Source organism: Demequina mangrovi, assembly GCF_000759715.1.
GTDB lineage: Bacteria > Actinomycetota > Actinomycetes > Actinomycetales > Demequinaceae > Demequina > Demequina mangrovi.
Map to the genome: position 1 here is coordinate 1 of NZ_BBLU01000004.1, position 12561 is coordinate 12561.

Consider the following 12561-nt stretch of genomic DNA (forward strand, 5'->3'; position numbering starts at 1 on the left):
GACCACATCGGGGGGTCTTTTGCATACCGCCAGGAAGATGTCCGACACCCGCCGCGGTGGTCGGCGAGCGGTCGCGCTCGCCAGGGGGCGCGTTCGTTGTGCTCACGCCGGAGGGATTGCCGTTCGTCGATCCGTCGAGCTCGGCTGTGCGCAGCGGTGCCGGATTCCTGCAGCCGGTCGACTTGTCTCGAAGGTCGGGCTTGACCCATATACGATCTGGCACGACGATGGTGACGGCGTCGGCGGCCATCGACTGAGGAGTCGTCGGCGGGCGGTGCGGTGTCCGTGCTGAGCGACAACGGGACGCCGGTTGATCGTTGTGTGGGGGGCGACGTGAGTCTGACGGTTTCGACCTTGCTTTGTCATCGTGATACGCGGATGGCGTTGGCGTGCCTTGGTTCGCTCGTGCGCCATAGTGATGTGCCGGTCCAGATCCAGATCCATGACGACGGCAGCCTGACCCAGGCGGATGTCGAGGCGCTGACGCAGGCGCTGCCCGTAGCGCGCGTGATCTCGCGCGCCGAGTCGGACGCGCGGATGGCTGAACTGCTCGCACCGTTCCCGCGCTGCCGCGAATTCCGGAAGGCCCAGGTCTACGGGCTGAAGTTGTTCGACGCTGCGCTCATGGCTCCGGGCGGTGTCCTGCGCTTCGTGGATTCGGACATCTACTTCCTTCGCGCGTTCACGGGCCTGTTCAGCGCGGACGCTGACGCGGCGTGCACGTTCATGGCGGATCGGCGGAATGCCTATGCCTTTCGTCCGTGGCACCTGATCGGGGGCAGGGTCGAGGTGCCCGTGCGCTTGAACTGCGGGCTCTTCGAGATCAGTTCTGAGCACTACAGTCTTGAGGCCATCGAGGGGCTCATGGACCGGTACGAGGCACTGTTCTCGTCGCGATATCACTGGGCCGAGCAGACGAGCTGGGCGGTGCTGGCGATGCGGGCTCGCGGCAACCTGTGGAGCGAGGATCAGGTGCGGGTGATCTCGGCCGACGATCGCAGCTTCGACGGTCTTGTGGCGGCTCATGTGGTGACTCCTGCGCGGGCACGGCTTGCCGATCTGTACGGCTACGACCAGGCGCAGACGGAGCCGGTCGTCGTCGAGGCACATCCGTTGGAGAGGCTCACCAGCGTCTCGCTCCTGCGCGAGCAGGGCATGCGGCGTGCGACCCGCATGCGCGAGCGGTGGCAGCTCGCAGGCGCCCCGGTTTGAGGGGCGCCATGCAGGTTCGACGCACTGACGCGGCGTGCTGTCCGGCGCTCGGGCGGGTCCGTCGAAGCTCGTCCGGGACGGGTTGCCTGGGCCGAGGGTGGTGAACCGTACGATGCATGTCGCCGTGGTGTTTCCCGACACGAAGGTCGAGTTCGATGGCATCGGCGACCATTCGAAGAGACTTGCGCGCGAACTCGTGGCACTCGGTCACGCGGTGACCTTCGTCGGGCGGGGGGCTTCCGAGTCCCCAGTTGCCGGCGCGCGCTACGTCGACGGTTGGCCGAGCGGCGCCGTCCGCGATCTGGCGGGCGTTGTGCGGGCCATCGAGGAGATTCGGCCCGACATCGTCCTGCTGCAGTACCAGCCGTTCGCTTACGGACGGCGGGGATTCAGCCCCGCTCTGCCCTGGCTCGGCCGTCGGATCGGACGCGTGTGTCCCGGTGCGAGCTTCGTCGTGTTCATGCACGAGACCTACGTAGGTCACACCAGCCCCGCCACGGCTGTCATGGCCGCGTACCAAGCAGTGCAGGTCAAGCTGCTGGCCCGTTCGGCGGATCTGGTCCTGGTCAACTGCGCGCTAGGAATGCGCCGACTGCGCCACCACAGCAGGAGAATTGAGTCCGTGCCCGTGCCGTCGAACATCGACCGCGTATCGGCGAGTCGCCGAACGGCACGGCTCGAGCTGGGTCTCGATGCGCGAGCGAGGATCATGGTGCTGTTCGGTCGTGTCGACGCGACGCGTGTGAGGCTGCTGCGTGCCACCCTCCTTCGGGCTTCGGGAATGGACGGCACCGAGCTCGTTTACATTGGCAAGGACCGCGCGAACGTGGCTGCGCTGGTGGATCCGCTGCCTCTGCCCGCGCACTTGTACATCGGTGCCGACGACCGCACCGTCTCCCTCGCGATGACGGCGGCAGATCTCGCGCTCGCGCCGTTCGCCGACGGCGCCACGGGGCGGCGCGGCAGTCTCGCGGCGCACCTCGAGCATGGGGTCACGACTCTGTCGACCGTCGCGGCTGGTACCGACGACTTCCTCAAGGACATCGCGCTCAGCGGTGGGCTATGCCTCGTCGCCCCCGATGCCGACGAAGTGGCCGATGCGGCGGAGACTCTTCTCGGCGATCCTCAGCGCCGTGCACGCGGCGAGGAGTCGCTGGCGGCGCTGGCCGGAGAGCTCCCGAGCTGGCGGCGTACCGCCGAGGCGGTGCTGCATGCAAGGCCCGGTGGGACGGAGGAGGGGGCGCGCCCCCGGGCGTCGCGACGAGTCGCCGGAGTGCGCTCCAGCGGCGAGGGCTAGGGGGAGATGCGACTTACTCCGTGCTCGGCGCGGGGAGCTCGGTGACCGTCACCGGGATCACGACGAGCTGCAGCGCGGGAGCGCCGGCGAGGGGGAACACGGACGCGAGGTCCGACTGCAGCACGCTCAGGTCCGGCGGATCGCCCGCGCCCTCGATGGTGACGCGGACCCCATCGGTGTTCACGACGATGTCCTGGATCACGAAGCCGGAGTCCTCGCCGAGCCAGTCCTGGACCGCGCGCTCCGTGCTCCGTTCCTGCGCGGAGCGGCTCAGCTGGCCCTCGGACGCGAACATGAGCGGCAGCAGGATGAGCCCCGCGAGGATGACGAACGGGGCGAGGGTGAGCAGCACCCGCCGCGGCTCCTTGGACAGCGCGGACGGCCGCGCGAAGCCGGTGAGCACGAAGACGGCGCAGGCCGCGAGCACGATCGCGACGAAGTTGGTGAGGAACAGCAGCAGGGCGCCGCCGGCGTCGCCGATGCGAGCCTCGCTCAGGCTGACGCCCGCGACCGCGAGCGGCGGCACCAGGGCCACCGCGATGGCGACGCCGGCGATGGACGAGGACACCCGGGTGTTGACGGTCGCGTACGCGCCGGCCGCGCCCGCGGCGAGCGCGATGAGCATGTCGACGGTGGTGGGCGTGACGCGCGACGTGATCTGCGAGTTCGTGCTGAACGTGATCGCGACCGGCGACCAGGCCGCGAGGCCGTACGCGAGGGCCACCGAGCCCACCACTCCCGCGCCGACGAGCCCCGCCGAGTGCAGCGCGCGACGCGCCCAACCGTTCACCAGGGCGCCGGCGAGCGCCACGATGGGGGTCATGAGCGGCGCGACCAGCATCGCGCCGATGACCACCGCGGTCGAGTCCGCGAGCACCGCGTACGTCGCGATGGCGACCGAGAGCGCGAGCATCACCCACCAGGTGCCGAGCTTCTGATGCCGGCCGGGGTTCTCGAAGTAGAGCGCCTCCACCTGGGTGCCCCGGGCGTCGTCGCCGATGTCGGAGCCGCGGACCCAGTCCCACAGCACCTGGGGGATGGACGCCTGCGCCGGGTCGAGCTCGCTGCCGCGATCGGCGCGGCGCAGGCCCCAGGCGATCAGGATGAACCCGGTGATCATCGCGACGACGGCCGTCGAGACGAGCACCGCGCTGGCGATGGTCTCAGGGAAGCCTGCCGCCAGCACGCCGCCCACGAGCGCGACCCCGCCGCCCGCGAGGCGCGGGAGCGAGCCGGGTTGGCCGCGGCGCAGGAGCGCGCCGATGATCGCGATGAGGCCGCGCGCCGCCACGTAGACGCCGAGGGCCGCGATGACGCCCGAGAGCGTCACCGGTCCGGCCTCGGGGAACAGCTGCTCGATCCCGATGAGCAGCGTCACGATGACGAGGCTGACGAGGCCGCGGATGAAGGCGAGGACGCGGTTGCTCCGCCGCCCCAGCCAACGGCGCCCGGTGAGCGCGTAGAAGACGTCCATGAGACCCGCGGCGCCGAGCGCGACCACGGAGACGAACTGCGCGACCGACGTGGTCGCGTCGGGGAGCATGAGGACGACGCCTCCGAGGAGCACGAGCGCGAGGCCCCGGAGCGAGGCGCCGTTCGAGACCGACGCGACGAACTCCCAGGCCTGCTCGCGGAAAGGCGGTATCGCCTCGCGTGATGCGCCGTCCATCCAACCCTCCCTCGGTCACAGCGTAGGGCGTGACGTGCCCCACACTCCGGCTGAACGGGACATTGGGGTTGCCGTGCGGCGCTCCGCGTGTCGTATCATTCTTTACAACGTTGGAAACCGTCCACGACTCAACGACGAGGAGACCCACCCGTGTCCCAGGACCCCATCCCCAACCCGATCGTCCTCCAGCGCGCCGACCCGTGCGTGCTGCGCCACGACGGCCAGTACTACTTCACCGGCTCGTACCCGCTGTACGACCGCATCGTGCTGCGTCGCGCCGAGCGTCTCGAGGACCTCCAGGCCGCCGACGAGGTCACCATCTGGACCAAGCACTTCGAGGGTCCCCAGTCGAACCTCATCTGGGCCCCGGAGATCCACCGCGTCAACGGCGCCTGGTACATCTACTACGCCGCCGCCGAGATCGGCCACCCGCACGCCGACGTGCCCGACACGGCCGAGACGTTCTGCCACCGGGTGTTCGTGCTCGAGTGCACCGACGAGGACCCGATGACGGGCGAGTGGGTCGAGCGCGGCAAGGTCGACACCGGCTGGGAGTCCTTCGCGCTCGACGCGACCTCCTTCGTCAAGGACGGCACCCAGTACCTCGTGTGGGCGCAGCAGGACTTCGCGATCCGCGGTAACTCGAACCTCTACATCGCGCGCATGGAGAACCCCTGGACGCTCGCGACCGAGGCGGTCATGCTGACCAAGCCGGAGCTGGACTGGGAGATCGAGCGCTTCTGGGTCAACGAGGGCCCCTCGGTGCTCCAGAAGAACGGCAAGCTCTACCTGTCCTACTCGGCGTCCGGCACCGGCCCCGAGTACGCGATGGGCGTGCTCATCGCCGACGCGGAGGCCGACCTGCTCGACCCCGCGAGCTGGACCAAGAGCCAGGAGCCGGTCTTCACCTCGGCGCCCGAGAACGGCATCTACGGCCCCGGCCACAACTCGTTCACCGAGGACGAGGACGGCGAGACCGTGCTGGTCTACCACGCCCGCACCTACACCGAGATCCTCGGCGACCCGCTGTACGAGCCCAACCGTCAGGCATGCGCCCAGGTGCTGCCCTTCGACGCGGAGGGCAACCCCGTCTGGGGCACGCCGCAGCCGATGTCGCGCCCCGTGCCGACGGCGCTCGACGTGCTTCCCCCCGAGGGCATGACCGAGGTCGCGCCCGCGTAGTTTTCCTCCTCGAGACGCACCGGCCCGGGTGCATCGTCCCTGCAAGGACGATGCACCCGGGCCGTTCTCGTCCCTCTCCAGTCGCGTCGCCCACGCCGCTCCCCTAGGGTGCGAGGAGGCGTGCTCACACGCGACGACCGAGGAGCGACCGTGCCCGAGACCATCCCTAATCCGATCGTCCTCCAGCGCGCGGATCCGTGCGTGCTGCGCCACGACGGCTGGTACTACTTCACGGGTTCCTACCCGCTGTACGACCGCATCGTGCTGCGTCGCGCGGCGCGTCTCGAGGACCTCCAGGCGGCGCCCGAGGTGACCATCTGGACCAAGCCGGACGAGGGCCCGCAGAGCAGCCTCATCTGGGCCCCCGAGATCCACCGGGTGAACGGCGCCTGGTACGTCTACTACGCGGCCGCGCCGAACATGGACGTGACCTTCGACGTCCCCGACGCGGACGACACGTTCAACCACCGCGTCTACTGCCTCGAGTGCCTCGACGAGGACCCGCTCACGGGGACCTGGACCGAGAAGGGCCAGGTGGACACCGGCTGGGAGTCCTTCGCGCTCGACGCGACGAGCTTCGTCAAGGACGGCGAGCAGTACCTGGTGTGGGCGCAGCAGGACTTCGCGGTCAAGGGCCACTCGAACCTCTACATCGCGCGCATGGAGAACCCCTGGACGCTTGCGACGCCCGCGGTGATGCTGTGCAAGCCCGAGTTCGACTGGGAGATCGTCACGTTCTGGGTCGCCGAGGGGCCGAGCGTGCTGCAGAGGGACGGACGGCTGTACCTCACCTACTCCGCCTCGGCGACCGGTATCGAGTACGCGATGGGCGTGCTCACCGCGGACGCCGACAGCGACCTGCTCGACCCCGCGAGCTGGACCAAGAGCCCCGACCCGGTGTTCACCAGCGCGCCCGAGAACGGCATCTACGGCCCGGGCCACAACTCGTTCACCGAGTCGCCGGAGGGGGAGACCGTGCTGGTCTACCACGCGCGCACGTACACCGAGCTCGAGGGCAACCCGCTGTGGGAGCCCAACCGTCAGGCCTGCGCACAGGTGCTGCCGTTCGATGAGGACGGCGACCCCGTCTGGGGCGCGCCCCTGCCGCTGTCGCGTCCCGTCCCCACCGGCGTAGAGGTGCTGCCGCCCGACGGGACGATGTCGTGAGCCGCCCCGCAAGGACGATGCGGTGAGCGCGCCGGGCGGCGAACAGGCCGCCGGCGGCGCGAGCATCCTCGACTCGGTGAGGCGCGTGGTCCTCTGGAACTACGGCGGCATCTACTTCTTCTACTTCGTCGTCTGGCAGTTCATCTTCACGTACATGGGCCTGTGGCTCGACGACGCGGGGATGAACGGCGGCAGCATCGGCCTGGTGAGCACCGTGATGGCGCTCGTCGCGATGTGCCTGCAGCCGCTCTACGGACTGCTCCAGGATCGGCTCGGCTACCGCAAGCCGCTCTTCGCCTTCGTGGTGCTGTCCGCGGCGATGGTGGGGCCGTTCTTCCAGTTCGTGTTCAAGCCGCTGATCGACGTGGCGCAGACGCTCGCGGCGGTGGTCGGCGGCGTCTTCCTCAGCCTCGTGACCTACGCGGGCGTGTCCGTGGTCGAGGCGTTCAACGAGCGCGCGAGCCGCGCCAACGGCTTCGAGTACGGTCACGCGCGGCTGTTCGGCTCCCTCGGCGGGTCCTTCGCCTCGGCGGTGGGCGGCGTCATCTGGGCCGCGAACCCCGACAACATCTGGTGGGCCGCGACGTTCTCCGCGATCGTGCTGGGCGTGCTGCTGTTCGTGGCGCGCGTGCCGCATCAGGCGCAGGAGGAGCACCATGCCGTGGGCGAGGCGCACGCCCCGAAGGTGAGCAAGGACGCGATCGTCGGGCTCATCATGGACCGCAACTTCCTGGGCTTCGTGGTGCTCATGATGGGCACGGCCGCGCTGTACGACGTCTTCGATCAGCAGTTCTCCATCTACTTCACCGATCACGTCCAGCACGGCGACCCGGAGGGCCTCTTCGGCACGGTGGTGTCGATCCAGATCCTGCTCGAGGCGGTCGTGATGATCTTCACGCCGGCGATCGTCAACCGGATCGGCGCGAAGCGCGGGCTGCAGATCTTCGCCGCGATCCTCGTGGTCCGCGTGCTCGGCTCGGCGCTCGTCACCACCACGGAGGCGCTCATCGCCTGGCGCCTGCTCGCCGCGATCGAGATGCCGTTCATGCTGGTCTCGGTGATGAAGTACATCACTCGTATGTTCGACGTGAAGATCTCCGCGACGGCGTACATGCTCGGCTTCGGGGTCGCGAAGTCCCTCGGCGTCGCGCTGTTCTCGGCGGCCTTCGGTCGCTCGTACGACAACGTCGGCTTCGCGCAGTCCTACCTGGTGATGTCGGTGGTGATCGCGGTCGTGACCGTGCTCGCGAGCCTGCTCATGGGCGACGACCGCGGGCGCGAGGCGCCCACCGGAGAGCTCGCGGACGGCGCCGACGACGGCGTCGACGACGCGGAGCCGACCCCCGCGCGCTGACAGGCCGCTCGGCTGAGCAGCCCGGTAGAACCGGGTTATGGGCGGAACGTCCCAATATTGTTGTATGCAGCCAACTAATATGGTTCGGACACAGGGTGACAACAGGGTCTCCTGCGGGTCGGTCACGGTGTGATCGCGCGGGCCAAGGCGGCCCGCGAGCACCGTTCCGGCCGGGCCATGGCGGCCCACCTCTCCGAGAATCCCCGAAGGGACGTGCGATGAGCGCACCCACCACCACCACGCCCGCCACCGGCGGCGGGTCCATCCTCGCGTCCCTCAAGCGCGGCGTGCTGTGGAACTACGGCGGCCTCTACTTCTTCTACTTCGCCGTGTGGCAGATCTTCTTCTCCTTCCACGGCCTGTGGTTCGACGAGAAGGGGATGGACGGCGGGGACATCGGCCTCATCAACACGGTGATGGCCATCACGGCGCTCTGCCTGCAGCCGCTGTACGGCTATCTCCAGGACCGGCTCGGCCTCAAGAAGCACCTCTTCGCCTTCGTGGTGCTGTGCGGGGCGATGGTCGGACCGTTCTTCGCCTTCGCCTTCCCGCCGCTGATGGCCTGGAGCATGACCGGCGCCGCGGTCGTGGGCGGCATGTTCATGGCGCTCGTGCTGCTCGCCGGCGTCAGCGTCGTCGAGGCGTACAACGAGCGAGCGTCCCGCGCCAACGACTTCGAGTACGGCCACGCGCGCCTGTTCGGCTCGATCGCCGGTGGAACCATCACCCTGGTCGCCGGCTGGATGTGGGCCAACCTCAACCCCGACAGCATCTGGTGGGCGGCCTCGTTCTGCGCGCTGGTGCTGGGCGTCCTGCTGTTCGTCGCGAAGGTTCCGGACGGCGCCAAGGATGCGCAGACGGCCGCCGGCGGCTCCTCCGGGACCGCGATCACCAAGGCCACCCTGCTCCGCCTCGTCACCGACCGCAGCTTCATCGGCTTCGTGATCCTGATGTTCGGCACCGCGGCGCTGTACGACGTGTTCGACCAGCAGTTCTCGATCTACTTCGCGCAGCACGTCGCCCACGGCAACCCCGAGCAGTTCTTCTCGTACGTCGTGACCGTCCAGATCTTCGCCGAGGCCGCCGTCATGGTCGTCGCGCCGTGGTTCGTCAACAAGATCGGTGCCAAGCGAGGCCTCCAGCTCTTCGCCGCGATCCTCGTGTTCCGCGTGCTCGGCTCCGCGCTGGTCACCACCACCGAGGCGCTCGTCGCCTGGAGGCTGCTCGCGGCGATCGAGATGCCGCTCATGCTCGTCTCGGTGATGAAGTACATCACCCGGTCCTTCGACGTGAAGATCTCCGCCACCGCGTACATGCTCGGCTTCGGCGTCGCGAAGTCGCTCGGCGTCGCAGTGTTCTCGCTGCCCTTCGGCGCGGCCTACGACACGATCGGCTTCGCCAACGCGTACCTCGTGATGACCGTCGTCATCATCGCGGTCACGATCCTGGCCAGCTTCCTCATGCGCGATGACCGGGCTCTTGATGCGGCGGACGCACCCGAGCCGGAGGAGCGCGAACGCGTGCTCGTCGAGGCCTGATCCGACGAATGACCCGAGGGGCCGTCCCGCGCCGCGCGGGGCGGCCCCTCGGCGTCTCCCTACCCAGGGAGGACGCCGGGCCGTAGGGTGGGGGCGCTGAGGGATCTGAGGGAGGTTCGATGCGCCGCATCGCCGTGCTGTCCGCTGTCACGGGTGCCGTGACGCTCGCGCTGGCGGGGTGCACCCCCGCGGACGACGGCGGGTCGCCTCCCGACGCATCGTCCAGCGTCAAGCCGCTGCCGGCCGTCACGGCCGGCGCCGCCGGCGCCGAGGTGCCCGACCCGGGGACCTCCGTGGTCGCGGCCGAGCCCGCCACCTCCTACATCGCGCGCGCGAAGTCGACCACGGTCGACGTGCTCACCGAGCCGGGCGGGGAGAGCCAGGTCACCGTCAGCGCCGACGACGTGCTCACGGTCCCCGACCTGACCCCGCTCGTGTTCCTGGTCGACCGCATCGAGGGCTCCTGGGTCGAGGTCTACCTGCCCGTGCGCCCGAACGGGTCCACAGGCTGGGTCGCCGCGGACGACGTGGTGCTGAGCGCCACCGACTTCAGCGTCGACATCTCGCTCAGCGACTTCACCCTCACCGTCTGGGACGGCGACACCGCGGTCCTGGAGGCGGAGATCGGGCTCGGCACCGAGGAGCTCCCCACGCCCGGGGGCACCTATTACGTGCGCGAGCTGCTCCAGCCGCCGGATCCCGGCGGCGCCTACGGCCCCTACGCCTACGGGCTCTCGGGCTACTCGCCCGTGCTCGACGAGTTCGCGGGCGGCGAGGCGATCATCGGCATCCACGGCACGAACGACCCGACGTCCTTCGGGCGGGCCGTCTCCCACGGCTGCATCCGGCTGCCCAACGACGTCATCACGGAGCTGGTCGAGGAGATCGGGATCCCTCTCGGGACGCCCGTGCGCATCGAGGAGTAGCGGCGGCCGCATCGTTCACCCGGACATGACGGTGCCCGGGGGACGCGGCCCGCTGAGGAAGGTCGCGTCCGCCCGGGCGGCACACCAGGGATCAGCCGGTGTACGTCGCCACTCCCGTGACCGCGATCGCGGGCGGGGCGTCCAGGACGATCACGATGTCCGTCGGCGGCTCCGAGTTGCACTCGGGCGTCGCCGGCGGGTAGCTCACCGTGAACGATGCCGTCGGGTTGGTCCCGATGATCACCTCGGTGTCGGGCTCCCGGGTCCAGCCGTAGTTGCCGTCTCCGATGGGGTCCCACTCCTCGGTCGAGGGGTTGTACTCCCAGCCGGGCCAGCCGTCCGCGACCCCGTCCGCGTCGACCGAGGCGCCGGGCCACAGGATCCGGCCCTCGCCGATGTCGACGGTGCGGGTCACGTTCTGGCTCGGGTCGGTCGGGTGGACGAACGTGATGGTGGCGGTGCCGTCATCGTCCGACTGGCCGTCCGGGTCATCCACGACGATCGAGTAGCCGAGGTACGGGGCGTCCGCGGTGCAGACCGCGCCGACGATGGTGCCGTCGAGCGTGGGCTCCTGCGGCTCGTCGACCTCGCAGCCCTCGGTGAGCTGCGCCTCGACGGTGTACTCGAGCGTGAGGGTGACCGCGCCGCCGGCGAAGGCGTGGCCCTCGTTCGCGGTGAACGTCACCGAGTGCTCGCCCGGCTCGGTCGCCGGGGCCTCGTCGACGGTGGCGTGCTCCATGGTGACCTCGTCGATCGCGCCGGGAGCGGCGCACGAGGCGGGCGTCACGGTGATCGCGGCGCTCGCGTCCTCGCATCGGAGGACCTCGTCGAGGTTGACCCGCTTGTGGATCTCGCGCGGGGTCACCTTGTCGACCACCCACGAGTAGCCGGCCTCGCTCTGCTCGAGCGTGTAGGTCGTGGCGGTCTCGATCGCGGAGAGCAGGTAGTAGTTGATGCCGCAGACGGGCTCGCCGCTCCACTCGCCGACCTTGACGGTGGCCTCCTTGTAGCAGGTGCCGTCGTCGAGCATGAGGCCCTCGGGCACCTCGGTCTGGACGCCGTCGATGTTGAGGCAGACGTCGACCGGAGGCTCGACGCAGTCGCCCGCATCGTCCTTGACCATGCCCTCGGGGACGGTCGCCTGGTCGCCCTTGAGGTTCGGGCAGACGTCCACCACCGGGGGCTCGCAGGGCTCGCAGGTGCCGTCGGGGTTGACCTTCCAGCCGGCGGGCGCCTCGTCCTGTTTCCCCGGGACGTTCGAGCACACGTCGACCACCGGCGGCTCGTCGCACATCTCCGCCTTCTCGTCGGCGGTCATCGCACGCGAGCTGTTCTCGACGACCGTCTTCGGCGCGTCGCTCAGCACCCATGCGCCCTTCGAGGAGTCCCACACCCACTTCGTGGTGGTGACCTCGCGCATGATGTCGACGGTCTCCGACTCGCAGCTGTAGTCCGAGACCTCCCATGCGGTGGTCTCGACCTTGTCCTGGGGCTGCTCGGGCTTCTCGGGCTCGCCACAGGTGAGGCCCGTCTTCCAGTGGAAGTTGGTGCCGTTCACCTGGACCCAGTCGACCGAGTAGTAGCCGGTGGCCGCGAGCGTGACGGTGACCACCTGACCGACGGTCGCGCCGGTGTTCGGGTGGTAGTTCTGCGTCTTCTGCGAGCCGCCGGGCAGCGGGGTCCACTTGATGTTGACGTCGATCGAGTCGATGCCCTTGGGGTAGGTCACGGTGACGGCGTCGCAGCTGACCTCGTAGTCGACGGGCATGGAGCCCATGCAGACGATGTAGTGCGACACGTCCGCGGGCTGGCCACCGTGATTCTTCGGTGCGGCGTACGCGACGCCCGCCTTCGGGAAGAGCGTGACCTTGTTGCCCGCGCCGTCGGGTCCCTCGTTGCCGCCCTTGACGATGAGCGCGACGTAGCCGGTGCCCATCCAGTCCGGATCGTGGTCGGGGAGCGTCACGGACTTGCCGTCGTTGGTGACGGCGCCGTACGCGTCCTTGTAGCAGGTCACCGAGCCGCCGCCGATCTCGTTCGAGATCTCGGTCTCCCAGTAGTCGGTGCCGTTGGTCTTGTCGACGACGCCGGCCTGCGCGGCCGGCACGACGCCGATGATCGCCAGGGCCGCCACCGTGACGGCGACGACCGCATCCCTCAGTCTCATGTTGTCCTCCCGCCTGGGAGGTCGATCCGGCACCCTCAGCGATACCGGT

Annotated in this window: 10 protein-coding genes; 7 read left to right on the forward strand and 3 right to left on the reverse strand. The window is 69.3% G+C overall.

Annotated elements, in window-relative coordinates; all coding sequences use genetic code 11:
• A partial coding sequence (locus tag TR42_RS15280) for a hypothetical protein (RefSeq protein ID WP_236623356.1) occupies positions 1-250 on the reverse strand: 250 nt, incomplete at its 3' end.
• Between the two features lie 35 nt (positions 251-285).
• Between TR42_RS15280 and TR42_RS04610 the strand changes: the two genes are divergently transcribed.
• Together TR42_RS04610 and TR42_RS04615 are read left to right on the forward strand one after the other, a co-directional pair.
• Positions 286-1212, forward strand: a complete 927-nt coding sequence (locus TR42_RS04610) for a hypothetical protein (protein WP_143058949.1) — start codon at positions 286-288, stop codon at positions 1210-1212.
• A 112-nt stretch (positions 1213-1324) separates the two neighbouring features.
• On the forward strand, positions 1325-2509 hold the full coding sequence (locus TR42_RS04615; protein WP_074789340.1) for a glycosyltransferase: 1185 nt from the start codon (positions 1325-1327) through the stop codon (positions 2507-2509).
• Positions 2510-2522: 13 nt separating this feature from the next.
• Here the strand turns inward: TR42_RS04615 and TR42_RS14140 are convergent, their stop codons facing one another.
• The gene (locus TR42_RS14140) at positions 2523-4178 is read right to left on the reverse strand and encodes a DUF389 domain-containing protein (protein WP_052405595.1); all 1656 of its coding nucleotides are present in this window, start codon (positions 4176-4178) and stop codon (positions 2523-2525) included.
• Between the two features lie 150 nt (positions 4179-4328).
• Here TR42_RS14140 and TR42_RS04625 point away from each other — a divergent pair, with 150 nt between their 5' ends.
• From TR42_RS04625 to TR42_RS04645, 5 genes are all read left to right on the forward strand, one after another.
• A complete protein-coding gene (locus tag TR42_RS04625) occupies positions 4329-5360 on the forward strand; it encodes a glycoside hydrolase family 43 protein (protein WP_042213522.1) in 1032 nt (343 codons plus the stop codon).
• Between the two features lie 150 nt (positions 5361-5510).
• Positions 5511-6527 carry a glycoside hydrolase family 43 protein gene (locus tag TR42_RS04630; protein ID WP_042213813.1) on the forward strand — a complete coding sequence of 339 codons (1017 nt, stop codon included), beginning with the start codon at positions 5511-5513 and terminating at the stop codon, positions 6525-6527.
• A 22-nt stretch (positions 6528-6549) separates the two neighbouring features.
• The gene (locus tag TR42_RS04635; RefSeq protein ID WP_236623357.1) at positions 6550-7881 is read left to right on the forward strand and encodes an oligosaccharide MFS transporter; all 1332 of its coding nucleotides are present in this window, start codon (positions 6550-6552) and stop codon (positions 7879-7881) included.
• 218 nt (positions 7882-8099) lie between these two features.
• Positions 8100-9419, forward strand: a complete 1320-nt coding sequence (locus TR42_RS04640) for an oligosaccharide MFS transporter (protein ID WP_052405596.1) — start codon at positions 8100-8102, stop codon at positions 9417-9419.
• Positions 9420-9538: 119 nt separating this feature from the next.
• The gene (locus tag TR42_RS04645; protein ID WP_042213525.1) at positions 9539-10345 is read left to right on the forward strand and encodes a L,D-transpeptidase; all 807 of its coding nucleotides are present in this window, start codon (positions 9539-9541) and stop codon (positions 10343-10345) included.
• A 91-nt stretch (positions 10346-10436) separates the two neighbouring features.
• Here TR42_RS04645 and TR42_RS14145 read toward each other — a convergent pair whose 3' ends face one another.
• Positions 10437-12512 (reverse strand): hypothetical protein, encoded by a 2076-nt coding sequence (locus tag TR42_RS14145; RefSeq protein ID WP_052405597.1) that lies wholly within the window; start codon positions 12510-12512, stop codon positions 10437-10439.
• Positions 12513-12561: the final 49 nt, after the last annotated feature.

Bases quoted from the DNA above. Each gene is read 5' to 3' on its own strand.
- TR42_RS14140 (WP_052405595.1), bottom strand. From the start codon at position 4,178: ATGGACGGCGCATCACGCGAGGCGATACCGCCTTTCCGCGAGCAGGCC.
- TR42_RS14145 (WP_052405597.1), bottom strand. From the start codon at position 12,512: ATGAGACTGAGGGATGCGGTCGTCGCCGTCACGGTGGCGGCCCTGGCG.
- TR42_RS04615 (WP_074789340.1), top strand. From the start codon at position 1,325: ATGCATGTCGCCGTGGTGTTTCCCGACACGAAGGTCGAGTTCGATGGC.
- TR42_RS04640 (WP_052405596.1), top strand. From the start codon at position 8,100: ATGAGCGCACCCACCACCACCACGCCCGCCACCGGCGGCGGGTCCATC.
- TR42_RS04645 (WP_042213525.1), top strand. From the start codon at position 9,539: ATGCGCCGCATCGCCGTGCTGTCCGCTGTCACGGGTGCCGTGACGCTC.